Origin of the sequence: Paucimonas lemoignei (assembly GCF_004342585.1) — a bacterium.
Classification (GTDB): Bacteria; Pseudomonadota; Gammaproteobacteria; order Burkholderiales; family Burkholderiaceae_D; genus Paucimonas; species Paucimonas lemoignei.
The window spans coordinates 294,531-317,311 of the sequence record NZ_SLZQ01000004.1; the positions used below are offsets into that span (position 1 = coordinate 294,531).

23 protein-coding genes are annotated in these 22,781 nt (G+C 59.6%); 15 read left to right on the forward strand and 8 right to left on the reverse strand.

Annotated elements, in window-relative coordinates:
• Nucleotides 1–123: 123 nt before the first annotated feature.
• From EDC30_RS08785 to EDC30_RS08795, 3 genes are all read left to right on the forward strand, one after another.
• Nucleotides 124–2,094, forward strand: a complete 1,971-nt coding sequence (locus EDC30_RS08785; RefSeq protein WP_132258446.1) for a peptidase U32 family protein — start codon at nucleotides 124–126, stop codon at nucleotides 2,092–2,094.
• Between the two features lie 164 nt (nucleotides 2,095–2,258).
• Nucleotides 2,259–2,825, forward strand: coding sequence for a protein tyrosine phosphatase family protein (locus EDC30_RS08790; RefSeq protein ID WP_165973773.1), 567 nt, complete (start codon nucleotides 2,259–2,261; stop codon nucleotides 2,823–2,825).
• Between the two features lie 88 nt (nucleotides 2,826–2,913).
• A complete protein-coding gene (locus EDC30_RS08795) occupies nucleotides 2,914–3,195 on the forward strand; it encodes a hypothetical protein (protein WP_132258448.1) in 282 nt (93 codons plus the stop codon).
• A 78-nt stretch (nucleotides 3,196–3,273) separates the two neighbouring features.
• Here EDC30_RS08795 and EDC30_RS08800 read toward each other — a convergent pair whose 3' ends face one another.
• Nucleotides 3,274–3,468: a YjfB family protein gene (locus EDC30_RS08800; protein ID WP_132258449.1), complete on the reverse strand. Its 195-nt coding sequence runs from the start codon at nucleotides 3,466–3,468 to the stop codon at nucleotides 3,274–3,276.
• Between the two features lie 165 nt (nucleotides 3,469–3,633).
• Between EDC30_RS08800 and EDC30_RS08805 the strand changes: the two genes are divergently transcribed.
• Entirely contained in the window at nucleotides 3,634–6,357 is a 2,724-nt protein-coding gene (locus EDC30_RS08805) for a bifunctional diguanylate cyclase/phosphodiesterase (RefSeq protein WP_132258450.1), read from the forward strand.
• A 52-nt stretch (nucleotides 6,358–6,409) separates the two neighbouring features.
• Here EDC30_RS08805 and EDC30_RS08810 read toward each other — a convergent pair whose 3' ends face one another.
• Both EDC30_RS08810 and EDC30_RS08815 read right to left on the reverse strand, forming a co-directional pair.
• Entirely contained in the window at nucleotides 6,410–8,830 is a 2,421-nt protein-coding gene (locus EDC30_RS08810; RefSeq protein WP_132258451.1) for a hybrid sensor histidine kinase/response regulator, read from the reverse strand.
• A 481-nt stretch (nucleotides 8,831–9,311) separates the two neighbouring features.
• On the reverse strand, nucleotides 9,312–10,448 hold the full coding sequence (locus tag EDC30_RS08815) for an alkene reductase (protein WP_132258452.1): 1,137 nt from the start codon (nucleotides 10,446–10,448) through the stop codon (nucleotides 9,312–9,314).
• Nucleotides 10,449–10,583: 135 nt separating this feature from the next.
• On the opposite strand from EDC30_RS08815, the gene EDC30_RS08820 reads away from it, so the two are divergent.
• From EDC30_RS08820 to EDC30_RS19470, 3 genes are all read left to right on the forward strand, one after another.
• Nucleotides 10,584–11,561: a LysR family transcriptional regulator gene (locus tag EDC30_RS08820; RefSeq protein ID WP_132258453.1), complete on the forward strand. Its 978-nt coding sequence runs from the start codon at nucleotides 10,584–10,586 to the stop codon at nucleotides 11,559–11,561.
• A gap of 63 nt (nucleotides 11,562–11,624) precedes the next feature.
• Nucleotides 11,625–12,035: a hypothetical protein gene (locus EDC30_RS08825; protein WP_132258454.1), complete on the forward strand. Its 411-nt coding sequence runs from the start codon at nucleotides 11,625–11,627 to the stop codon at nucleotides 12,033–12,035.
• A 58-nt stretch (nucleotides 12,036–12,093) separates the two neighbouring features.
• Nucleotides 12,094–12,252 carry a hypothetical protein gene (locus EDC30_RS19470; protein WP_165973774.1) on the forward strand — a complete coding sequence of 53 codons (159 nt, stop codon included), beginning with the start codon at nucleotides 12,094–12,096 and terminating at the stop codon, nucleotides 12,250–12,252.
• Nucleotides 12,253–12,262: 10 nt separating this feature from the next.
• On the opposite strand, the gene EDC30_RS08830 is transcribed toward EDC30_RS19470, so the two are convergent.
• Nucleotides 12,263–12,688: a DUF1810 domain-containing protein gene (locus tag EDC30_RS08830; RefSeq protein ID WP_132258455.1), complete on the reverse strand. Its 426-nt coding sequence runs from the start codon at nucleotides 12,686–12,688 to the stop codon at nucleotides 12,263–12,265.
• Nucleotides 12,689–12,714: 26 nt separating this feature from the next.
• A complete protein-coding gene (locus tag EDC30_RS08835; protein ID WP_132258511.1) occupies nucleotides 12,715–13,407 on the reverse strand; it encodes an MlaC/ttg2D family ABC transporter substrate-binding protein in 693 nt (230 codons plus the stop codon).
• A gap of 344 nt (nucleotides 13,408–13,751) precedes the next feature.
• On the opposite strand from EDC30_RS08835, the gene EDC30_RS08840 reads away from it, so the two are divergent.
• The gene (locus tag EDC30_RS08840) at nucleotides 13,752–14,483 is read left to right on the forward strand and encodes a glutamine amidotransferase (protein WP_132258456.1); all 732 of its coding nucleotides are present in this window, start codon (nucleotides 13,752–13,754) and stop codon (nucleotides 14,481–14,483) included.
• Between the two features lie 94 nt (nucleotides 14,484–14,577).
• On the opposite strand, the gene EDC30_RS08845 is transcribed toward EDC30_RS08840, so the two are convergent.
• Nucleotides 14,578–16,194: an EAL domain-containing protein gene (locus tag EDC30_RS08845; protein ID WP_132258457.1), complete on the reverse strand. Its 1,617-nt coding sequence runs from the start codon at nucleotides 16,192–16,194 to the stop codon at nucleotides 14,578–14,580.
• Nucleotides 16,195–16,589: 395 nt separating this feature from the next.
• Here EDC30_RS08845 and EDC30_RS08850 point away from each other — a divergent pair, with 395 nt between their 5' ends.
• From EDC30_RS08850 to EDC30_RS08875, 7 genes are all read left to right on the forward strand, one after another.
• The gene (locus EDC30_RS08850; RefSeq protein WP_132258513.1) at nucleotides 16,590–17,201 is read left to right on the forward strand and encodes a c-type cytochrome; all 612 of its coding nucleotides are present in this window, start codon (nucleotides 16,590–16,592) and stop codon (nucleotides 17,199–17,201) included.
• A gap of 29 nt (nucleotides 17,202–17,230) precedes the next feature.
• A complete protein-coding gene (locus EDC30_RS08855; protein WP_424446910.1) occupies nucleotides 17,231–18,544 on the forward strand; it encodes a c-type cytochrome in 1,314 nt (437 codons plus the stop codon).
• Nucleotides 18,545–18,553: 9 nt separating this feature from the next.
• Nucleotides 18,554–18,730, forward strand: a complete 177-nt coding sequence (locus EDC30_RS19475; protein WP_165973775.1) for a hypothetical protein — start codon at nucleotides 18,554–18,556, stop codon at nucleotides 18,728–18,730.
• A 3-nt stretch (nucleotides 18,731–18,733) separates the two neighbouring features.
• Nucleotides 18,734–19,306 carry a cupredoxin domain-containing protein gene (locus tag EDC30_RS08860; protein WP_132258458.1) on the forward strand — a complete coding sequence of 191 codons (573 nt, stop codon included), beginning with the start codon at nucleotides 18,734–18,736 and terminating at the stop codon, nucleotides 19,304–19,306.
• A complete protein-coding gene (locus EDC30_RS08865; RefSeq protein ID WP_132258459.1) occupies nucleotides 19,293–20,915 on the forward strand; it encodes a cbb3-type cytochrome c oxidase subunit I in 1,623 nt (540 codons plus the stop codon). The genes EDC30_RS08860 and EDC30_RS08865 overlap by 14 nt, the downstream gene beginning before the upstream one ends.
• The gene (locus EDC30_RS08870; protein WP_132258460.1) at nucleotides 20,915–21,706 is read left to right on the forward strand and encodes a c-type cytochrome; all 792 of its coding nucleotides are present in this window, start codon (nucleotides 20,915–20,917) and stop codon (nucleotides 21,704–21,706) included. Before EDC30_RS08865 ends, EDC30_RS08870 begins: the two co-directional genes overlap by 1 nt.
• Nucleotides 21,707–21,823: 117 nt before the next feature.
• Nucleotides 21,824–22,114, forward strand: a complete 291-nt coding sequence (locus EDC30_RS08875; RefSeq protein ID WP_132258461.1) for a hypothetical protein — start codon at nucleotides 21,824–21,826, stop codon at nucleotides 22,112–22,114.
• Nucleotides 22,115–22,162: 48 nt separating this feature from the next.
• On the opposite strand, the gene EDC30_RS08880 is transcribed toward EDC30_RS08875, so the two are convergent.
• A complete protein-coding gene (locus EDC30_RS08880; protein ID WP_132258462.1) occupies nucleotides 22,163–22,450 on the reverse strand; it encodes a hypothetical protein in 288 nt (95 codons plus the stop codon).
• A 63-nt stretch (nucleotides 22,451–22,513) separates the two neighbouring features.
• Nucleotides 22,514–22,738, reverse strand: a complete 225-nt coding sequence (locus EDC30_RS08885) for a hypothetical protein (RefSeq protein WP_132258463.1) — start codon at nucleotides 22,736–22,738, stop codon at nucleotides 22,514–22,516.
• Nucleotides 22,739–22,781: the final 43 nt, after the last annotated feature.

Here is a 22,781-nt window from a genome sequence, read left to right on the forward strand (position 1 = left end):
AACAAGAATGCCGGCAGATGGCTGGCAGGATAGCGGGCGATAGCGCTTCGCCAAGCGCTAGCTTCACGCTGAAGGCGTCCGGCTTTGGCTATAATGACCGCCTTCGCCTGATTGGATTTCCCCATGTCTTTGCTCTCTCACCAGCTCGAACTGCTCTCGCCCGCCAAGACCGCCGAGATCGGCCGCGAAGCCATCCTGCATGGCGCCGACGCTGTCTATATCGGCGGGCCTGCCTTCGGCGCGCGGCACAATGCCAGCAATTCGCTGGAAGACATCGCCGGCCTGGTGGAATTCGCGCACCGCTACCACGCGCGCATTTTCATCACGCTAAACACCATCCTGCATGACGCCGAGCTGGAAGCCGCGCGCAAGCAAATCTGGCAACTGTACGATGCTGGCGTCGATGCGCTCATCATCCAGGACATGGGCTTGCTGGAAATGGACTTGCCGCCGATTCAGCTGCACGCCAGCACCCAGTGCGATATCCGCACGGTGGAAAAGGCGCGCTTCCTCGGCCAGGCAGGCTTCTCGCAACTGGTGCTGGCGCGCGAACTCACGCTCGAACAAATCCGCAAGATCCGCGCGGAAGTCGATACGCCGCTGGAGTATTTCATCCATGGCGCGCTGTGCGTGGCATTCTCGGGACAATGCTATATCTCGCATGCCGATACCGGTCGCAGCGCCAACCGCGGCGATTGCTCGCAGGCTTGCCGCCTTCCCTATACGCTTACCGATGGCCAGGGCCGCGTGGTGGCGTATGAAAAGCATCTCTTGTCGATGAAGGACAATGACCAGAGCCGCAACCTCGAAGCCTTGGTCGATGCCGGCATACGCTCGTTCAAGATCGAAGGTCGCTACAAGGATATGGGCTATGTGAAAAACATCACCGGCCACTATCGCCAGCTGCTCGATGACATCCTCGAACGCCGCCCGGAATTGTCGCGTGCTTCCAGCGGCCACACGCGCCTGATGTTTACACCGGACGTGGACAAGAATTTTCATCGTGGCCACACCGATTACTTTGCCCAGGGACGCAAGGAAGATATCGGCGCATTCGATTCGCCCAAGTACGTCGGCGTCGAACTCGGCACCGTCACCCGCATCGGCAATGACTACTTCGACCTGCTGACGAATGCGCCGATGGCCAATGGCGATGGCTTGAATTACATGCACAAGCGCGAAACCGTCGGCATCCAGGCCAACCGCGCGGAAAAATTGGGGGATGAGACGGAAGGCCAGCGCTGGCGCGTCTTCCCTAATGAAACCCTCGGCAGCCTGCCCGGCCTGAAAGTCGGCACGGTCATTCACCGCAACCGCGATCACCAATGGGAAGGCGCGCTGCAAAAGAAATCGGCCGAGCGCAAGGTCAAGCTGCGCATGACTTTATCGGAACAGGCCGGCGGCTTGTGCCTAAATTTATGCGACGAGGATGGCATCACCACTTCGACTACGACGACGATGGAACTGCAACCGGCGCAGCAGGCAACGCAAGCGGAAGCCTCCTTGCGCACGAGCCTCGCCAAGCTGGGCAATACGATGTTCGAAGCCGACGCCGTGGAGCTGTCGCTGTCGCAGCCGTGGTTCGTGCCTTCCTCCGCCATCAATGCGCTGCGCCGCGATGCCATTGCCGCGCACGAAGCCGCGCGCCTGGCTGCCTGGCAGCGCCCGCCGCGCAAGGCGCCGGCCGAGCCGCGCGCCACTTATCCGGAAACGCAACTGAGTTATCTCGCCAACGTCTACAATGAAAAGGCGCGCGCCTTCTATCAAAAACATGGCGTGCAACTGATCGATGCGGCCTATGAAGCACACGAAGAAGCCGGCGAAGTGTCGCTCATGATCACCAAGCATTGCCTGCGCTTTTCCTTCAATCTCTGTCCCAAGCAAGCCAAGGGTGTGCAGGGTGTGCAGGGACAGGTGCGCGCCGAACCGATGACACTGGTTTCCGGCAATGAGCGCTACACCTTGCGCTTCGATTGCAAGCCGTGCGAAATGCATGTGGTGGGCGCGATGAAGCCGGGCATTTTGCATTCGCCGCCGCCATCGAATATTCCCTACAGCCCGCTGGTATTCCACCGCAAGCGCCCGAGCGCCTGAGTCGTTGGCAGGCTCGCCTGACTGCCCGATTCGCCTGACGCTGATTCGGCGTTCCCGACGCGGCACAAAATCCTGCGCCGGGAACGGAGTAATATGTGAAGCTCCATGCCGTTCACCACTGTCACGCCCATACCTTGGGGGTTGAAACGATGAAAGACCTTCACATGAAGCCAGTTCAGAAAAGTCGGCGCTCCCTGCTATCGCTTGCGGCAGGCATCAGCCTGGCCTTGTGCTTTTCCGCCCATGCGGAGTCGACAGCCCCCTCCGCGCTTTCCATGAAGCGGCTGACGCCAGACATTGCCGTTTCCGGGCAAATCAGCCAGGAATCGCTGGCGCAACTGAAGGCACGAGGTTTTGCCACGGTGATCGATTTGCGCCCCGATGGCGAAGCGAGCGGGCAGCCTGCCTCCAGCGACATGGCATCGGCGGCGCGCGCCAACAATCTGCAGTTTTACTATGTGCCGGTTCCGCCAAGCGGCATTCCGGAACAAGCGGTCAAGCAGCTTGCCGATGCGCTCAAGGATGCGCCGAAGCCGGTATTGATGTATTGCCGCAGCGGCAGCCGGGCAGCGCGGACATGGAGCCTGGCGGAGGCATCGAGGCCCGACGGCATGGAGGCGGATGCCATCAAGGCGGCAGTGCGGGAAGCGGGGCAATCGGCAGAAGACCTGAACCCGAGCATCATGCAACGCATTACGCAACGCAAGGCGGCATCTGCACAAAAGCCCTGAACGCGTCAGCGCGCCGGCGAGGATGAAACCGAGAAGCTCCCGGCATCGCGATACCACAGGCCAGGCTTGAAAAAATGGAGGCGCTCCGGTGATGCAATTTTTCGCGGAATGGTTTGCCTGGCGCCCGTACCGCTGCGCCCTGGTCGCGCTCGTGCTTTCAGCGATGCTGTTTTTGCCGCGCCATAAAACCTGGGCAAAAATCTGCATCGGCGCGGCGGCGCTGACATGGTGGTATCTCACCTATACCGAAGCCACTACGCCGCGCGGCTTCGCGATCCGCATCGATTTCGTTTTCCTGTCGCGAGCCGCAACGGCCACGGCAATCGTCGCACTCATCGCCATGGCATTGGGCTGGAAGCGCAGCGCTTGAGCGGTCTTCTTAACCCGGCTGCAGCATTAATTCATGTCGTGATCGGCGCTGCCTGATGATGGCCAAGAAGATGTGGCGCTACGCCTTGGTATTGATATTCTGGCCAAGGTGCGGCGGCAGGTTGGCGGTCACGGGCGGCAAGGCGTCCAGCAGCGCCGAGGCCGTGCTGGCTTGCGAATCCAGCGCCTTTTTAAGGACTGCAACACTGACCTCTTGCGCGGTCTTGGTCTGTTCCATCGCAGTCGCCATACTGGCTATCGCATTGACTTCCATGGCACGCTCCTTCAGTTATCTACCAGGCATAACGGCAGAACGCCGAATAACTTGAGGTATAACAACTAAATCGATTCCAGACTTCAATAACGATTGAAATTTGGAACTTCGCTATCCGGATCACCTCTCATCGCAAGTCGTTTGCTTTTTCCACCACGGACTTGCATGAATCCACATAACTCAAGCGCCGTGCGTAACACCACCACGCACTTTTTATCCCAAGTCAGGCCCTCGCTATTTGTTGCTATCTGGCCGATTCTTGGCCTGCTGTTGCTGCAAGGATTGTGGAGCTATACCGGCCATCAGTTGAATGGCATGAAGCAAGATACCGAAAACAAGATTCGCGCACAGGTAACCTTATCCGCAGAATCTTATACACAACAACTTCGCCAGACACTGGAACAGATTGACCAGATCGCGCTAAGGCTTAAATACAATTCCGAAGATCCTTCCAGACAAGTCGATCTGGAACGCGACAAGCAGCTTGGCTTATTTCCGTCTGACCACTATCTATACGCCTCGGTCTTCGATGTCGAAGGCAAACCCGTGACCAGCACCGTGTCCGGCTGGAAAACCATGGAACTATCCATCAAAGACAGGTCGGACTTTCAGGTGCATGCGTCCAATTGTTGCACTGGCCTGGTGGTGTCCCTGCCGACGCGCAGCAAGCTCATGGGCAAGACTGTCATCCGCTTTACGCGGCGCTTGAGCAAGCCGGATGGCAGTTTCGCAGGAATAGTTTCAGTGGCAGTCGAGCCGGCGTTTCTGATTACCTTTCAAGAGAATGTGGGCGTCGGCGACAAGGATTTTGTCTCGGTCCGCTTAACCACGGGTCCGTTGCTGGCGACCAAAGTCGGCAACTCGCGGGATGTGAAAGTCTTCTATCGCAAGAATCCGGTATTCGCGGCCGATTCCGGCCTCTTGCTCGAGCCGGCGGAAAAATTCATCGACAATGAAGCGCGTTACGTCGCCTGGAAAAAGCTGGATAAATATCCGGTCATCGCCTTGTCGGGCGTCGCCGTCAAGTCGGCGATGGCGCCCTATTATGCGACAGAGCGACACTACCGCGATGTGGCAATTTTCAGCAGCATCGTGATCATCCTGCTGTCGATCGTCGCGGCATATGTCGCGGCAGGCGTGGCCAAGCGCCGGCGCATGGCCAGCGAGATCGAGGAAACCTATCGCCTGGCGACCGACGCCGCCAATGAAGGCTTTTACATGCTGCGTCCGGTGATCAGCCGGCAAGGCTATCCGGAAGACTTCATCATCGAGGATTGCAATAACCGCGCGGCGGAATTGATCGGCACCAGCCGCGACCAGCTGACCGGCACGCGCCTGTCCGACAATGCGCATGTCTACTTTCGCGAAGACATGCTGGACTTATGCCGCCAGGGCCTGGAAAAGGGATTGCTGGAAGATGAAGTCCGGATCGCGCAAGGCAGCCCGATCAGGGCAAGCTGGGTGTATCGCCGCGTCGTCCGCTCGAACTCGGGCCTGGCCATTACGGTGCGGGATATTTCTGACGCCAAGCAACAGGAAGAAGCGCTGGCGCACCTGGCAAATCACGATACGCTGACCAAGCTGCCCAATCGTCACTGGCTCAACGGCTATCTGCCCAAGGCGATCGAGCAAGCCTCCCATGGCACCCGTCGCCTGGCAATCTTTTTCATCGATCTCGACAACTTCAAGAATATCAACGATACCCTGGGCCATGAAGCCGGCGATGAATTATTGATTCAGGCGACCCAGAGGCTGAAGGATGCGGTGCGCGCCAGCGATCATGTCGCGCGCCTTGGCGGCGATGAATTCGTCGTGATCCTCAATCATTATGAAATCGAGGAAGATGTCATCCGGGTCGCCAAGGCCATCATTCATACCATCAGCCAGCCATTCGCGCTGGAGTCGGGAAACAGCAACCAGGTCAGCGCTTCCATCGGCATCAGCCTGTTTCCGCAGGATGGCCAGGATGCCGAATCCTTGCTCAAGCATGCCGATATCGCCATGTATGCCGCCAAGGCCGCCGGCAAAGGGCGGTATGCGTTTTACCATGCGCACTTGTCGGATGCGCTGATTCTCCGCCTCAGCAAGGAAAACGCCTTGCGCGCAGCAATCGAGAAAGATGAATTCGTGGTGCATTTTCAGCCGCGAGTGGGCGTGCAGTCCGGCAAGCTGACCAGCATGGAAGCGCTGGTGCGCTGGGAACGCCCGGAATATGGATTGATTTATCCTTCCGAATTCATCGATGTGGCCGAAGACATCGGCTTGATCACGCAGATCGGCGAACTGGTCATCGAAAAGGTCTGCCGCCAGATCGCGGTGTGGAAAGCCAAGAGCTTGCCACTGGTTCCGGTCTCGGTGAATGTCTCGGCACAACAACTTAAAGCCGGCGCCCTGAGCGCATTCATCGCATCCTGCATGTGCCGCTATGACGTGGAGCCCCGCCTTCTGGAAGCCGAGCTGACCGAATCGACCGTCATCGAGAAAAGTCGCATCGTCACCAATGAACTGGAAGCCTTGCGTAATCTTGGCATCAAACTCATGATCGACGATTTCGGCACCGGTTACTCATCGATGGCGCAACTGCATCGGCTGGACGTGGATGTGCTGAAAGTCGACCGCGCCTTCACCAATGCGCTGCTGGAGGATTCGGAAGGCGAATTGCTGTTCAAGGCCATCATGTCGATGGCGACCGCGCTGGACATGTGCGTGGTGGCGGAAGGCGTGGAAACCCGGGAACAGCTGCGCATCCTCGCGAACCTCGACTGCGATGAAATACAGGGATTCATCATCTCCAAAGCCATTTCGGCCGAGGAGATGTCGCAATTGATGATCAAGCGCGTGCTGCTCTCCAGCGGCAGAGTGCATTTGCACGCGAGTAAAGAACATTGAGGAGCGCTCAGGAGCACTGAAGAACGCCGAGCGCTGCCTTATGCCCTAATCCTTATGCCTTAATCCTGTTCAGGATCTCTTTCACCTGGTCCAGGTCATAGGGCTTGGGCAAGGAGACGGATTCCATCCCGGCCTGATGCACGTCGCCGAAACCCGATGAAAAAATAATCTTGATGTCCGGATTGCGCAGCCGCGCCTGCTTGGCCAGCTCGGTGCCGGGCATGCCGGGCAGGCGCACATCGGTCATGAGGACATCGAACATGGTGCTTGCCATCAGCTTCAGGGCGTCTTCGGCGCTGCATACGCCCTCGGGCGCATGGCCGAGATAGCGCAGCACTTCGCATAGCACGAGGTTGGCATCCTCGCTGTCTTCGACCACCAGAATCCGGTAGGCGTCATTCCTGGCTGCGGGCGTTTTTGGTGGAGCAATTGAATCTTGAATCATGGGAGAGTCTTGTAACTTCTTTCGCTTATTCGCAAGCATTTGGTGCAGCTTTCTTGCGAGGTCTTCCCGGCCATACGGCTTGCTGATCAATTCCACGCCGGGCTCGAGGTGGCCGGCGTGGAGAATCGCGTTTTGCGTATAACCGGAGGTGAATAGTATTTCGATGTCGGGAAACCGTGATTTCGCCTGCCTGGCCAGCTCGGCGCCGCGCACGGTGCCCGGCATGACGACATCGGTAAAGAGCAGATCGATCGGCTGGCCGCTTGCCAGCACCGTCAGCGCGCTTTCGCCATCCCTGGCTTTCAAGACCTGGTAGCCCAGGTTCGTCAGCATATCCACTACCGTGGCTTGCACCGCCGGATCGTCTTCCACCACCAGGATCGTTTCTTCCCCGCCCTTGACCGGAGCGGCGAGGCTGTCGGCAGCCACGGCTTCCGGCTGATGCACGCGCGGCAGGTAAATCTTGAATTGCGTGCCGTGGCCAAGCTCGCTGTAGACCTTGATATGTCCGCCGCTTTGCTTGACGAAGCCATACACCATGGACAGGCCAAGGCCGGTTCCCTCTTCTTCCCCCTTGGTGGTGAAGAATGGCTCGAAAATCTTGTCCATGATATCGGGAGCAATGCCTGTGCCGGTGTCGGAGACGGCCAGCATCACATACTGGCCGGGCGTGACATCCGCATGCAGATGGGCATAGCGTTCATCCAGCTGCGCATTGCCCAGCTCGAGCGTCAGCTTGCCACGGCCATGCATGGCGTCCCGGGCATTGATCGCCAGGTTGAGGATGACATTTTCCAGATGGTTGCGGTCGACCATGGCATTCCATAAGCCGGCGCCGACGATCGTTTCGATTTCGATCGATTCGCCCAATGCGCGCCGCAGCAGCTCATCCATGCCGCGCAAAATGCGCCCGAGGTCGGTCGGCACCGGATGCAAGGCCTGGCGGCGCGCGAAGGCCAGCAATTGCGAAGCCAGCTTGGCGCCGCGCTTGACCGAGGCGATCGCCATGTTCATGCGTTGCACGGCTTGTTCATCGCCGGTGAAATTCAGCTTGAGCAGCTCGAGGTTGCCGGCAATGACTTGCAGGATGTTATTGAAGTCATGCGCGATGCCACCGGTGAGCTTGCCGATGGCTTCCATTTTCTGCGCCTGGTGCAGCGCTTCCTCGGTTTTGTGCAACATGTCTTCCTGCTGCTTCTGGTCGGTGATATCGCGCCCGACGGCATAAAGCTGGTCGCCTTCCGGCATGATGGTCCAGGATATCCAGAGACAGGCGCCATTCTTATGGCGGCAAGGAATCCGGACTCGCGTGACGGGCGCGCCCGTGGACAGCTTGGCGAACATCTCGCCCAGCTGTTGCCGGTGTTCGGGATGGGCCAGGTCGCGCAGGGACATCGCCCGCCCCTCTTCTTCCGTCCAGCCGAGCAGGCGGGTAAAGGAAGGATTGAAGCTGGTGAATTTTCCCTGGCTCGAAGCGATGGCCAGGATATCCTGCGACATGCGCCAGATGCGGTCGCGTTCCTCGGTACGCTGCGACACGCGCGCTTCCAGCGATTCGTTCAAGTGCCTGGCGGCGGCTTCGGCCTCTTCTGCCTTGCGCCGGGCCAGACGCAATTCTTCTTCGTAGGCGCGGCGGCTGCGGGCATCGAGCAGGATCGTCCGGATCACTTGCGGCTGCCCCCGCTCGTCGCGCTTGAGCGTGGCATTGAGCAGGATGGGATTGGGCGTGCCGTTGGCGCAAATCAGATCGAACGAGATTTCCCTGGCGCAGCCCTGCCTCAGCAACAGCGAGGAAAAATGCGCGTCATAAAACGCCTTGCCGGCAGCCGGCAGGAGATCCTGAAAGCGCCTCTTTTCCAGCACCAAGCCGCGGCTGTAGCCAGTCCACTCCAGGAAGGTGGCGTTGCACTTGATGATGGTTCCATCCGGCAGCGTCGAGATAAAGCCGCAAGGCGCATGCTCATACAGCTCGTTGAGATCTTCTTCCAGCAGCATGGCGATCACCGCGGGATTGGATGGCAGATTCATTGGAGTGATGCCGCCTGCAGATAGCGTTCTACCGCTGTGAAAGTTTCACCGCGAGCGCTCGGGCTCGGGCACTGTCTGGTGGCTCGCAGTTGCACCAACGCGCATGCCGGCACAGGGGCACGCAGCATATGGCTGACTGCGGCAGCGCTGGCTTCGTGAGACTGGAATAGGACAGCAGTCATGTCGGCATCCTTGCTGCATGTAATCGTAAGTGCCGATACCGGGCACTACGTAATCGACACTAGTTTGATGATTCCGCCACTGAATACGGGTCGGTATCAACGCGAGAGGGCCGATTATATGCGCTTGGATGGAGATAACGATGACTTAGCCAGGAGAATGAGCGCATTTTGTGAGCATGCTTGATCTCAGTCAAGCTTCATTCAGCAACGTATTCCGCCATCGTGCATCTATATGCCGGGATTATTTTCCCTGCAGGCGCAATCCAGCTGCGCCTGCAGGAAAGCGTTCAACAGAACGATTACGCTGCCTGCTGCAAGTGCGGGTAATCGACATACCCCACCGGGCCCGGCGTGTAGAAGGTTTGCGGATTCGGCGCATTGACTGGCGCGTTCGACTTCAGGCGCTGCACCAGGTCGGGATTGGCAATATACAGCCGCCCGAATGCGACGGCATCGGCACGGCCGGATTCCACGACATCAATCGCCAGGTCACGGTTGTAACCATTGTTGGCGATATACACACCCTTGAAGGTCTGGCGTGCCCAAGCGAAGTCAAAGCCCGGCAAATCGCGCGCACCGCCTGTCGCGCCTTCGATGAAATGGATGAAGGCGATACCGCGCTTGTTCAATTCTTCCACCAGGTAACCGAATACGGCTTGCGGATTGCTGTCGCTGATATCGTTGACCGGCGTGACTGGAGACAGGCGAATGCCGACGCGGCCGGCGCCGACTTCGGCAATCACGGCATCCACGACTTCCAGCGCAAAGCGGCAGCGGTTTTCCACCGAGCCGCCATAGACATCAGTGCGCTTGTTGGCGCCATCGCGCAGGAACTGGTCGATCAGGTAACCGTTGGCGCCATGGATTTCCACGCCGTCGAAACCGGCGCGGATGGCATTGGCCGCACCTCGGCGATATTCCTCGACGACCTGGGCGATTTCCTCCACCGATAGCGCGCGCGGCATGGGCAGTTCGACCTTGCCGTTATGGGTATACGCTATACCTTCGGGTTGTATTGCCGAAGGCGCGACCGGTTGTGCGCCGCCGGTCAGGTCGGAATGCGTAACGCGGCCGACGTGCCAGATTTGCGCCACGATCTTGGAACCGGCGTCATGCACCACCTGGGTGATGGCTTTCCAGCCTTCGACCTGGGCATCGGAATAAATGCCTGGCGTGGCCATGTAGCCTTTGCCGATGGGCGAGACTTGCGTGCCTTCGCTGATGATCAGGCCGGCATTGCTGCGCTGGCGATAGTATTCGACATTCATGGCGCTGCCCGGAATATCGCCGTTGGCTTCATCGGCGCGGCCGCGCGTCAGAGGCGCCATGACGACCCGGTTGGCGACTTCGATATCGCCGATGCGCAGCGGCTGGAACAATTTTTTGTTTTCTGCTTGTGCAACTTGGGTATTGCTATGTGACAGTGGAGCATTCATCTTGTTAATTTCCTTCATTCAAACCAATGTGGTGATCTGGTTACGGTTCATGACGGTTGATTATGCCCATTCCTGAATCCATGCAGTAGACAAAGAGAGTGATATTATTTATTCCATTCAGGAATAGGAGCAGCGATGGACCGCTTACGCTTGATGGAGACCTTTGTCCGGGTCGTCGAAACGGGAAATTTTTCCGCCGTCGCGCGCGAAGCCTTCACCACCCAATCGGCCATCAGCAAGCAAGTGCAAGCGCTGGAAGCGCAGATCGGCGCGCGCTTGCTGGTGCGCTCCACGCGCAGCCATTCGCTGACCGAAGCCGGCCAGTTGTATTACGAACGCTGCCGGCAAGTGCTCGATACGCTGGAAGAAGCGCGCATCGAAGTGCATCGGGCCGAGCATGAAATCAGCGGTGTACTGCGGGTAGCGGCGCCGGTGACCTTCGGCCGCCTGCATATCGTCCCGCGCTTGCCGGAGTTTTATGCGAAGTACCCGAACATGCGCATCGACTTGCAGCTCGACGATAACTTCGTCGATTTGGTGGCGGCCGGCATCGATATCGCTTTCCGCGTCGGCGAATTGAAGGATAGCCGGCTGGTGGCGCGCCGCATCGGCACGGCGTATCGCGCCACCCTGGCCTCGCCCGCCTATCTCGCCAGGCATGGCGAACCGACTCATCCCGATGAACTATTGCGGCATAACTGCCTGGTCTATACCGGCCTGGCGACCATCAATGAATGGGGTTATCTCGATGAAGACGAACGGCTGTTGACGGTGCGCGTGTCCGGCAATTTCCAGTCCAATAGTTCCGAAGCGATCCGGCAAGCGGCCTGCGAAGGACTCGGCATCAGTTATTCACCGCTGTGGACTTACGGCGAAGATATCCGTGCCGGGCGGATCAAGCCGATCCTGACGCGCTTTTTGCTGCCGCCGCTGCCGCTGAATGTGGTGTTCCAGCCGGCGCGCCGGCCTTCGCTGAAGATCAATAGCTTCGCCAATTTCTTTGCCGAAGCGTTCAAGCGTGACCCGGATATCGCCCAGATACCGGCTGCAGGCACGCCGCCGGCGCGCCACCGCAAGCCGGGCAAGCGCACGCCATCCAGGCGCTCCGCCTGACAGCGCAGAACGTTTGTGCCGGGAAGCTGGTCGAACATAAGCTTTGCCCGCCTCCCCATTGTCATGATGATTCGCGGCGTCATTTTCCTGGCACTTCTCGTGCAATGTCCCTTGTCGGCCCAGGCAGCGGATGACGAGCCTGAGCGCGCCGCCGCACGGCCAGCACGACCATCCGGCTCGCCGTCCCAACAAGAACCGCCGCAGCCGCGCCGCCGTGTACCGGCCATCGTTCCGCCAACCGTAACGCCACCGGGCAGCACCACGCTATGGCCGATGTCGCGTCCCTCGACGACGCAGCCTTCGCGTCCTGCGCCATCCATGCAGCCGGATCGTCCCGCGACGGTGACCGGCTGCGACCCGGTCGGTTGCTGGGATGGCAGCGGCAACCGTTACAATAGCGGCGGCGGGACGACTTACCTCAATAAGGCAGGCAAACTTTGCACCCGCAATGGCGCCTGGATGCAATGCTTTTAGCAGCCGGGCGATACGAGCACAACACAACGTCGCAACTCAAACTTCGGAGATAAATGGAATGGCGCCCACCCAGATGAAAATGCGTGGCCTGACGATCATAACGACAATGGTGATCTTGCTGGTGGTCGGCATCGTCGGCTCGGTCGTGGTGAATTATTTTATCGATAAGCGCTGCGCGCAAGAACCGTCGCTGGAGATGTGCGCCAGCCGGAAATAGGCGCTGCGCCTCAACGCCCGATGCGCTGCAGCGTCAGTGCATCGGGCTGGCCTTGAAAATACTTGCGCAGGCAATCCTCAAAAACCTCGTTGTCGTCAGTTGCTTGCGCAAAGAGCGTCATGGACGAATGAAATTTCATATCGTCGGGATAGCCGAAGATGGCTGCCACGGACTTGCCCGCCAATTCCGCCACCGCGCGGCTGCATTCGCGCAAGCGGGCACCGAGAATCGGATGCGCCAGATAGGCGCGCGCTTCATCGAGCGAAGTTATCGCATAGCGGCGCGCCACGTCGCTGCGTCCCAGTCCTTCAATTTGCGGAAAGATGAACCACATCCAGTGACTGCGCTTGCGCCCGGCACGCAGTTCCGCCAGGGCATGGTCATAGGTCGATTCCTGCGCATCGAGAAACCGTTGCAGATCGTATGGGTCGTGCATGGTCAGGCCTGGAAGGTGTGCCGCCCTTAACTACCCACCGACGGCACCAGCGGCCCTTCTTTGACCACTGCCGGGCCGCCTATGGCCGCCAGTTGCCGGTTCTTTTGTTCGAGCGCCTGGATCAAGCCATCGATGCCGCCGCGGGCAATTTCGGAAGAAAATGTATTGCGGTACGCTTCGCTCATCCACACGCCCAGCACATTGACGTCATAGATTTTCCAGCCCTCCGGCGTCTTGGCCATGCGATAGCTGACACGGATGGGTTCGGCACTGCGCTCGCGGCGCCGGACCTGGAAGCGCACTTCGACATCCGTGGCATCCGGCTCGGCGCGCAAGGGCAGGAATTCGAGCGGATAGCCTTTTTTGATTTGCGACATGGCGCCGGCGTAGGTGTACATCAGCAAATCCCGGAATTCCTTGATCAGCCGGGTCTTTTGTTCCGGCGTTGCCGTGCGCCAGTGACGGCCGACTGCCAAAGCCGTGGCACGCTGAAAGTCGGCATGCGGCAAGATTTTCTGATTGACGACTTCCAGGATGCGCTTGCGGTTGCCGGCCTGGATATCCTTGTCGCTGGTGGCCAGGTCGATGATTTCCTGGCTGACGCGTTTGACGAGGACATCGGGAGGTTCTTGCGTGGCATCCTGTGCCGATAACTGGGCGGAGACCGCCATCGCGGCAAGAAACAGCATTCCTGCCATCCAAGAGTAATATTTTTTCATATTCATGATTCCTCCTTGTGCCGCGCACAAGACTGATGCAATTGCCAGAACCGGCCATCACAGTGGCCGCATGACTTCGATCTTCTCCTCGTCCGTTATGGTCGATATGGGCTTAGTCAAGTTTTTGCCGATTGAAGCGGCACTTTGCAGGCTGTTTGCGTTATGTGGATAAATCGGCATTGCCGGCAGCGCAGGTTGCTTTGATACGATCGACATTCGGCACGCGCATGCCCTCCATCACGACAATATAGATTGGATGCCATAGCGGCTGCACAATTCCGGAGCAGTGACGATGGCATTTGTTTTGCTTGAACTCTGTCAATATTCATCATTGCGGCCGCATCATGAAACCCTTAGTCATTATCAAATTGGGCGACACCTTCCCCCAGCTCGCTGCCCGGCATGGCGATTTTGAAAACTGGATCGAGGCGGGCATCAGCAGGCTACATGTTCCGGTGGAAGTCATCGATCCGCGCCAGGATTTACCCTTGCCGCCCAATGAAGACATCGCCGGCGCGATCGTCACCGGTTCGCATGCGATGGTGACCGACTATTCTCCCTGGAGCGCGACGACGGCCTTCTGGCTTTACAAGCTGGTTTTGCACGGCATTCCCGTGCTCGGCATCTGTTACGGTCATCAATTGCTGGCGCATGCACTGGGTGGAGAGGTGGGCTATCACCCTCAGGGCATGGAAATCGGCACCGTGCCGGTGCGCCGCACGGCCGCTGCTGCCACCGATCGCCTGTTCAAGGATTTGCCGGATGAATTTCCGGTACAAGTCGTGCACCGCCAAAGCGTGCGCAAGCTGCCGCGCGGCGCCGTGCTCCTGGCCGGCAACGAGTTCGAGCCGCACCAGGCATTCCGCGTGGGTAACTCAGCCTGGGGCACGCAGTTTCACCCCGAGTTCAGCAGCGCCGCCATGGCTGGCTATATCGCGCATCTTGGCGCCGACCTGGAACGCGAGGGCCGCGACCCGCGACGCTTGCAGGAGCAAGTCACGCCGACTGCGGCAGCCTCACGGATCCTGCATGGCTTTGGCACGCTGGTCGCCGAGCGCCAGGGCTGCTTTGCCTGAACCACAGTCGCCATGGCGGCGCGCAGGTTCACCTGCGCGCTTGCTAGCGAGATCACGGAAGCAGCGTTCTCTGACTTTTCATTGCCAGCCAAGGCTAGTTTCGGTTTTGCGCAAGCTGGCTGGCCAGTTCGCCGATCGACATGGGTTTGCCGAACAGCCAACCCTGCCCGTATTGCACGCCCCGTTCGCGCAGATATCGCATCTGCGCCTCGGACTCCACGCCTTCGGCGATCATCCGCAAATTCAACGATTTCGCCATCTCGATGATGTGCGGGATGACCTGGCTGGTGGCGGCTTCCACGCCGATGGTATCGACGAAGGATTTGTCGATTTTCAGGTAATCCAGCTCGAAGCTGGTCAGGTACGACAGGCTGGAGTAGCCGGTGCCGAAATCATCCACGGCCACGCATATGCCCGTCTTGCGGATATCGCGGATGATTTGCGCCGCATGTTCCGTCTCCAGAAAGCCGCGCTCGGTTGCCTCCACCATGATGCTGCCCGCCCCGACGCCGGCGCGCCGCAGCATGGCGTGGAGTTCGTTGATGAAGCTGCCGCTTTTCAGATCGGCTGCAGCGACATTGATCCCGATGTGGAAATCCTCATAGCGCTTCAGCAGGCCGGCGGTATCGCGCACCACCAGCGCCATGACCTTTTGCGTGACCTGGCGGATCAGGCCGCTGGCTTCGGCGACGGATATGAACACATCCGGCCTGATCAGGTTGCCATCCGGCCGACGCCAGCGCAACAAGGCTTCGGCGCCATGCCATGTCCCGCTCTGCAAATCGACGATGGGCTGGTAGAGCAGGAAAAGCTCTTCCGCACGCAGCGCATTGCGCAATAGCGTCGGCATGGATAACTGCCGCCTGGTCAGGTAATACACCGCCAGCGCCAGGACGAGGCCGGCGATGATACCGACCGGCACCAGCACCAGCGCCGATTGCCGCGTCCCGGCATCGAGATACACGGCGGGCACCGCGGCATAGGCAATGTAATCGTAGTTGCGCGAGCTGACGGCGGCGAACACGTACTTGCCATCGAAGCGCTTGATCTCCTGTGCAGGGCGCATGCCTTGCAGCGGCTCCGGCTTGAACGGCCCACGATTCAAAATCAGTTCACCGCTGCTCCTGCCGACCAGGCCGATCGACATGCCGGGCCGGTATAACATCACATCCAGCGGGCCGGACCGATGCACGATGGCGGCATAGCCGCTTGCCTCTTGCGTGGAAATGGTGAATTGCGAGCCCGGCACGAATGCCAGCTCGACCGCCGAGCGAATGCTGACGCCATTGGTATTCACGTAGTTCGGCAGCCCCACCGGAATCCCTGCGCCATGACTGCCCAGCGATGAGCACAGCAGCTTGTTGCCGGCGATGTAGCCCACCGCCTGCAAGCGGGTCGAACTCAAATCGATCTCGCGCATGCGCTCGATGTTCGCTGGCGAACACGGATCGGCGATCCGTTCCCTGCCCAGCTTGGCAAACGCCTTGTAGATCTGCTCGCTGGTTTCATCACTGCGCCGCACGACTTCGGCGGCCAACGCGAGGGCGCGCGCTTCTTCGGCTTCGAGACTTTGCATGCTGGCGAGGTAAAGCGACACCAGGATCGGCACGGCGATGGCTACCAATCCGGCAAACAGCGCTACAGCGATTGCAGCTCGCTTTCCCACTGGAGTCTCCTCGACGCCGGCCTGCAGACCGGAGGGCCGATCCATGCCGCGCCTCGTCGTATGCCGGCCGGCCAGGCCGATTGCGCGCCGGCACACGGTGTTCGTTTATTGTACAAGCGTGATGATGACGAGGTTGAAGCAAGTCGACCAGCGTAGCGCCTCATGAAACGGCATGGCAATCCAATGCATATCAAACCTCATGCGCTTTTCTTGGCCGCACAGGAATTTTTTACCTGGAGCCCAAGTCTATTTGGTTATTGCAAAAGCGACAGTTGTTTTACCTCATCAATAAGCGACAGGCCTTCCCGCATGTGAACAGGAGGTGAGCGGTGCTGCGGCATATATTGATTCTGACAATTTGCCTGTTTGCTGCACTGGTCCGCCCCGCATTGGCGCAACCTGCCGGAAGCCCTGCGCCGTTGACGCTGCCGCCGAACACCATGGAAGAGCGCGTACGCGCCTGCGTGTATTGCCACGGCGAAGCCGGCAAGGGCACCGACCGCCCCTATTTTCCTCGTCTCGCCGGCAAGCCGGCGGGCTATCTCTTCAATCAGTTGACGGCATTTCGCGATGGCCGACGCCAATATGCGCCGATGAATTACCTGCTGGCCTATCTGCCTGACGAATACCTGCAGGCCATGGCACGGTATTACGCCGAGGCGCGCATTCCTTATGCCGCGCCGCAGCCCGCGACCGGAGCCGAATCCGTATTGCGGCGCGGCCAGCAACTCGTGCAGCAGGGCGACTCAGGCCGTCAGATTCCCGCCTGCACCGCGTGCCATGGCCCGAATCTCAGTGGACGCGAACCCGGCATTCCGGGCTTGATCGGCTTGCGTTCGGATTACATCAGCGCGCAATTGGGCGCCTGGCGCTATGGCACCCGCACGTCGATCGAGCCGGATTGCATGCAACTGGTTGCCGCGCGCCTGACCGAACAGGATGTCGCCGCAGTGGCGGCATGGCTGTCGTCGATGCCGATCCCGTCGGAGACGCGCCCCCTGGCGCGCTCGACCGCCGCCTTGCCCTTGAATTGCGGTAGCCAAAAGCCTTAGCGAGGAGAAGCCCGGTGCTGATCAAGTTGATGCAGATGCGTGGCAAAGCATGGCTGGCATGGCTTGCCATTGGCGCCATGTTGCTGGTGGCGGCGCAGGCTAGTGCCCAGACCGCTCCGCTATCTCGGCCGGTTCAACCCTCTTCGCCCTCTCCGATCTCGCGCACGCCGGCTTCCGCCACGCTGATCGAACGCGGCAAATACCTGGCCCAGGCCGGTGACTGCATCGCTTGCCACACCGTGCCTGGCAAGCCTATCTTTTCCGGCAACCGCCCCTTGCCCACGCCTTTCGGCACCTTGTATTCCCCCAATATCACACCGGACCGCAAGCATGGCATCGGCGCCTGGACCGCTACCGAGTTCTACGACATGATGCATACCGGGCGCGGGCGCGATGGCAAGCTGCTCTACCCGGCGATGCCCTTCGCGTCTTATACCAAGGTCACGCGCGCCGATTCCGATGCCATCTTCGCGTATCTGATGTCGGTGCCTGCGGTGGCGCAGGAAAACCGGCCGCACGAGCTGCGCTTCCCTTACAACAACCGCTCCCTGCTGATCGGCTGGCGCACGCTGTATTTCCAGCAAGGCGAATACCAGCCGGACAAGACCAAGTCCGTCGAATGGAATCGCGGCGCTTATCTCGTGCAAGGCCTGGGACACTGCGCGATGTGCCATACGCCGATCAACATGCTGGGCGGCTCTTCCGAGGCGCAGGCGTTTCAGGGCGGGTTGATCCCGATGCAGCACTGGTATGCGCCGTCGCTCACCTCCAATCGCGAAGCCGGCCTGGGGGAATGGGAATTGAAAGACATCATGGACTTGCTGCAGGTCGGGATTTCCATGCGCGCTACCGTGTATGGGCCGATGGCCGAGGTCACCTACAACAGCCTGCAGCACTTATCGGATGAAGATATCCGCGCCATGGCGGTGTACCTGAAGAGCTTACCGGACAAGGAAACCTCGGTGCGCGGACCGAGCCAGTTGCCCAACACTCCTGAAGCCATCCAGGCCTTTTCCGAAGGAAGGCGCGTGTATGAAGCCAAGTGCGCGACCTGTCACCGCAGCGATGGCCGCGGCAAGCCGCCGCATTACCCGCCGCTGGCCAACAACCAGTCGATCGAAATGACTTCCGCGGTGAATGCGATCCGCATGGTGCTCAACGGCGGTTATCCCCCCGGCACGAAAAAGAATCCCATGCCATATGGCATGCCGCCCTTCGCCCAGGAATTGTCGGATGTCGAAGTGGCGGCAGTGGTGACGTATATCCGCACCGCCTGGGGCAATCGCGGCGCGCCGGTCACGCCGCGGGAAGCCAATGCACTGCGATCCGTTCACATGGAATAGGCGACGCTCATGATCCTGGAACCTTATGACAATAGCGTGGATTCGCCCGAGGCGGCGCAACAGCGGGTCGATGAGATCGTCAGCCGCGGCCCCGGCGGCGCGCTGGCTCTGGCCGGCACGGCAGTCCTGATCGTGCTGGCGATCTGGTTTGCGTTTTACTTTTTCGTTTTCATTCCGCGTACCTGAGCCATGCCCGCCCCGCTCCTACCCGGACATTCGGCCAGCCACGATGCGGCAGCCAAGGCCGAATCGCGCTGGATCATCTTTGTCATCGCCGTGATCGGCTTACTGCTCTGCTTGATCGCCTTCACCAGCCTGCACTGGGTCATGATGCCGACGCAGCGCATCGAAACCGTCAATCCCGCGACGCTGCATCTCGCCGGCGAATTCACCGAAGACAATCTCGGCTCCGCCATCGAGCCCGATGGTTCGGTGACGGTACGCGTGGTCGGCCAGCAGTATGCCTTCAATCCGCCTTGCCTTCTGGTGCCCGACAAGACACCGGTAAGGTTTCGCGTCACCAGCGCCGATCTCATTCATGGCTTCATCATCGCCGACACCAACGTCAACGTCATGCTGGAGCCGGGCTACATCTCCAACTTCCTGACCACCTTCAAGAAGCCGGCCATGCATGTGATGCCTTGCCATGAATTTTGCGGCGTCGGCCATGCCGGCATGTGGGCGCGCGTGAAAGTCATCGACAAGGCAGATTTTTTCCGGCAAGCGCAAAACCGACGGAGGCTCAGCTGTGTTGAACAGTAAACGACTGGTGCTGGCGCATTTCTGGCTGGGATTCTTGGCCTTCTTCCTCGCCCTGCTGCTTGGCGAGTGGCAGATGTACGTGCGCAGCCCGCTGTTTCCGGGCTTGAGCAACCCGGAACTGTATTACCGCTCGGTGACGGCGCATGGCTCGGCGATGGCGTATGTCTTTCCGATTCTGGTGGCGATGGGCTTCGGCTATGCAATTGTCGAGTTGGCGTTGAAGCGCCCGCTTCTCGGTAAAAAATGGGCATGGATCGGCTATTGGCTGATCGTGGTCGGCACGATCGTCGCCATGGTGCCGGTGGCGATGGGCCTGGCATCGGTGTTATACACGTTTTATCCGCCGATGATCGGCAATGCGTTTTATTACATCGGCGTCGTGCTGGTGGTGGTGGGCTCGTGGATTTGGGTGGCGCTCATGTCGATCAATCTGCATGCCTGGAAAAAGGACAATCCCGGCGCACCGATTCCGCTGGCGATGTTTGCCAATGTCGCCGGCGCTTATCTGTGGGCCTGGACATCGGTGGGTGCGGCGCTGGAAATCCTGTTTCAAATCCTGCCGGTGGCGCTCGGTTTCAAGACGACCATCGATGCCGGGCTGGCGCGCATCCTGTTTTCCTGGACGTTGCATGCGATCGTCTATTTCTGGCTGATCCCGACCTACATCGCCTTTTACACGCTGGTGCCGCGCGCCATCGGCGGCAGGCTTTACAGCGATACGGCGGGACGGGTGGCATTCGTGCTATTCCTGGTGTTTTCCATGCCGATCGGGATTCACCATGTCTTCCAGGACCCGCAAGTGGGGGAAGGCTTCAAGTTCGTGCACGCCATCTTCACCGGCATGGTATCCGTGCCCACGCTGATGACGGTGTTCACGATTACCGCTTCGGTGGAAATAGCCGCGCGCCTGCGCGGCGGGCGCGGCGTGCTGGGCTGGGTCAAGGCCCTGCCCTGGCAAAACCCGATGATGCTGGCCGTGGCCTTTTCCTTCATTTTGCTCGGCTTTGGCGGCGCCGGCGGCATCATCAACATGAGTTATCTGCTCGACTTCACCGTCCACAACACGCAATGGATCACCGGCCACTTCCACCTGATTTTCGGCGGCGCCATCGTCATCATGTACTTTGCGATCGCCTATGACCTGTGGCCGCACCTCACCGGCAAGGCCTTGCAGAGTGCGGGCATGATGCGCCTGCAGCTGTGGCTCTGGTTCATCGGCATGATTGTCGTGACCTTCCCCTGGCACTATGTCGGCATCCTCAGCATTCCGCGGCGCATGGCGTATTTCGACTACAGCGATCCCGCGATTGCGCCGCAAGCCCTCTCCGTCACCATCACCTTTATCGGCGGACTGTTGCTGGTGTTGTCGGCTCTGCTGTTCCTCGCCATCCTCGTGCGCGGCCATCTCGGCGCGCGGGTCAGCCTGCCCGAGTTCCGCTTCAGCCAGCCGGTGCATCAGCCAGCCCGGGTGCCGATTGCCCTGAACAGCTTTTCGCTGTGGCTTGCGCTGATGATCGGGCTGACCGTCGTCAATTACGGCTATCCGATCGTCAAGCTCATGGCACTGGAAACGACCTCGGTGCCGGCTGTCTTCGTCGGGGTGAAATGATGGCGCAAGAGCGACTTTATTCCCTGCGCAACCCATGGTTTGTCGGCGCCCTTTCCATCGTGGTGGGCATTGGTTTGCTCGCCGGCCTGGTCGGCTTTATTTGGATGCCGTACCGGCAAGCCGGCGGCACGCTCAGCGGCGCATGGGATGCGATCTGCCGCGCGGCCGGCGCGCCGGCTTTGGCCAACCCCGACGTGCAACTGGCGCCGTCGCAGTCGCGCCCCAGCGAAGTCATCCTCATTCCGAGGATGGTGGCGACCGATACGGAAGCGGTCGGCCGCGGCGGCACCCTGGCCCTGCGCTGCACGATGTGCCATGGCGTGCGCGGCATGAGCGGCGCCGAAAGTCCGAGTCTTGCCGGCCAGGGGCCGGAAGTCATTTACAAACAGTTGCGCGACTATCAGTCGGGACATCGCGTCAGCCAGATCATGGCGCCGCATGCGCGCAACCTGAGCGACCAGGACATGCGCGACCTCGGCGCCTATTACGCTTCCCTGCCACGAGTGACGGCGCCGCCCAGCGTGGCGGAACAATTACGCGCGCCGGCCATCGTGCAGATCGGCGCGCCGATGCGCAATATCGCACCCTGCATTTCCTGCCATGGCGGCAGCGATTTGAAAACGGCGGCGCCCCTGCTCGATGGCGCACCAGCTTCCTACCTGCGCAACCAGATGCTGGCCTTTGCCAAGGGCACGCGCCGCAATGACTTGCAGGGTCAGATGCGACATATCGCAAGACAAATGACACCGGAAGAGATCGAGCAGGTCGTGTCCTACTATTCCCAGCGCTAGAAAGTCGTTTACCGCAAAATTACTAGGGTGCCGCAAACATTTGTGCAAACGCAAAGGCCGGCATTTGTTGTCAGAAAATAATCATCTTCCTCGTGATTAACTGACAATGACCATGCTATGAGAAGCGCGATTTCTACCGAACTGCCTGCGCAAAGCACCCCCTCCATCATCGGCCAAGCCGAAGCTTATCTGGCAAAGTTGCCCGAAATCACTGGTGAGGATATCAAATCCGTGCTGGCGGATGGCATGGTGCTGGTGTCCGGCCTGTTATGCAGCGACACCAGTGATACGCCGGAACAGGAAAACCAGCGCAAGCTGGCCAACCTGGTGCTGGCGAAAATGCAGCGCATCACCCGCGAAACCAGCCAGCATGCCAGACCGGGCTCCTATCCCTGCTTCACGTCGTAAAGCTAGAGCTGCAGCACGATCATGCTGCAGCGATTATGCTGGCGCCGGTCAGTTCATTTGCGGCGCATGGGCTTCGCCGCGGCCCTTGTTGCCCAGTTCATCCACCAGTGCATGGCCTTTCTGCAGACCGGCCTGGACCGCGGCTTCCTTCGAAGGATAGTCGCCATCGTCGCCTGACTTTCCTACCACCTCGCCCTCACTGGTGGCGTCTTCGCCGGGCCAGGCGATGCGCACCGTGTAATCCCAGAGCGATTCTGTTCCCTCGTGGGGCAAGGCCGTGACGAAAATATCCATGCCCTTGTACGACTCGGTTTGCCAATCCTGTTGTGCAGCCATGATTGCCTCCTTATTTAACAGCTTGAATCCGCTATATAAAGGATGGCATGGCGAAACAGAGGTTCAACGCGCCTTCGACAAGACGATCAGCCAGCGGCGAAATAACAGGATTTGCAGATGACCTCTGGCAATACCTGGGCTGCATTCGAGGATGGGATTGGCGCGGTAAAACAGGGTGCGGTAATTGCGACCGATGGAAAGTTCGCGGCGGCCGAGACGCAGCTGAATGGAGGAAGCCAGGTAGTTAGGCTGGAAGCTGAGGGGCAGCGAAGATGTCATGTTTGCCATGGTGTTCACCTTTCTTGTATATTATCAACATTGAACGTGATGG

Excerpts from the sequence above, each read along its gene's own strand:
- EDC30_RS08825 (WP_132258454.1), top strand. The coding sequence starts at position 11,625 with ATGATGATTCGCGGCGTCATTTTCCTGGCACTTCTCGTGCAATGTCCC.
- EDC30_RS08800 (WP_132258449.1), bottom strand. The coding sequence starts at position 3,468 with ATGGAAGTCAATGCGATAGCCAGTATGGCGACTGCGATGGAACAGACC.
- EDC30_RS08870 (WP_132258460.1), top strand. The coding sequence starts at position 20,915 with ATGGCGCAAGAGCGACTTTATTCCCTGCGCAACCCATGGTTTGTCGGC.
- EDC30_RS08790 (WP_165973773.1), top strand. The coding sequence starts at position 2,259 with ATGAAGCCAGTTCAGAAAAGTCGGCGCTCCCTGCTATCGCTTGCGGCA.
- EDC30_RS08840 (WP_132258456.1), top strand. The coding sequence starts at position 13,752 with ATGAAACCCTTAGTCATTATCAAATTGGGCGACACCTTCCCCCAGCTC.
- EDC30_RS08815 (WP_132258452.1), bottom strand. The coding sequence starts at position 10,448 with ATGAATGCTCCACTGTCACATAGCAATACCCAAGTTGCACAAGCAGAA.
- EDC30_RS08805 (WP_132258450.1), top strand. The coding sequence starts at position 3,634 with ATGAATCCACATAACTCAAGCGCCGTGCGTAACACCACCACGCACTTT.
- EDC30_RS08885 (WP_132258463.1), bottom strand. The coding sequence starts at position 22,738 with ATGGCAAACATGACATCTTCGCTGCCCCTCAGCTTCCAGCCTAACTAC.
- EDC30_RS08880 (WP_132258462.1), bottom strand. The coding sequence starts at position 22,450 with ATGGCTGCACAACAGGATTGGCAAACCGAGTCGTACAAGGGCATGGAT.
- EDC30_RS08785 (WP_132258446.1), top strand. The coding sequence starts at position 124 with ATGTCTTTGCTCTCTCACCAGCTCGAACTGCTCTCGCCCGCCAAGACC.
- EDC30_RS08810 (WP_132258451.1), bottom strand. The coding sequence starts at position 8,830 with ATGAATCTGCCATCCAATCCCGCGGTGATCGCCATGCTGCTGGAAGAA.
- EDC30_RS08860 (WP_132258458.1), top strand. The coding sequence starts at position 18,734 with ATGCCCGCCCCGCTCCTACCCGGACATTCGGCCAGCCACGATGCGGCA.
- EDC30_RS08820 (WP_132258453.1), top strand. The coding sequence starts at position 10,584 with ATGGACCGCTTACGCTTGATGGAGACCTTTGTCCGGGTCGTCGAAACG.
- EDC30_RS08875 (WP_132258461.1), top strand. The coding sequence starts at position 21,824 with ATGAGAAGCGCGATTTCTACCGAACTGCCTGCGCAAAGCACCCCCTCC.
- EDC30_RS19475 (WP_165973775.1), top strand. The coding sequence starts at position 18,554 with ATGATCCTGGAACCTTATGACAATAGCGTGGATTCGCCCGAGGCGGCG.
- EDC30_RS08850 (WP_132258513.1), top strand. The coding sequence starts at position 16,590 with ATGGAAGAGCGCGTACGCGCCTGCGTGTATTGCCACGGCGAAGCCGGC.
- EDC30_RS08830 (WP_132258455.1), bottom strand. The coding sequence starts at position 12,688 with ATGCACGACCCATACGATCTGCAACGGTTTCTCGATGCGCAGGAATCG.
- EDC30_RS08855 (WP_424446910.1), top strand. The coding sequence starts at position 17,231 with ATGCAGATGCGTGGCAAAGCATGGCTGGCATGGCTTGCCATTGGCGCC.
- EDC30_RS19470 (WP_165973774.1), top strand. The coding sequence starts at position 12,094 with ATGGCGCCCACCCAGATGAAAATGCGTGGCCTGACGATCATAACGACA.
- EDC30_RS08845 (WP_132258457.1), bottom strand. The coding sequence starts at position 16,194 with ATGGATCGGCCCTCCGGTCTGCAGGCCGGCGTCGAGGAGACTCCAGTG.
- EDC30_RS08835 (WP_132258511.1), bottom strand. The coding sequence starts at position 13,407 with ATGAAAAAATATTACTCTTGGATGGCAGGAATGCTGTTTCTTGCCGCG.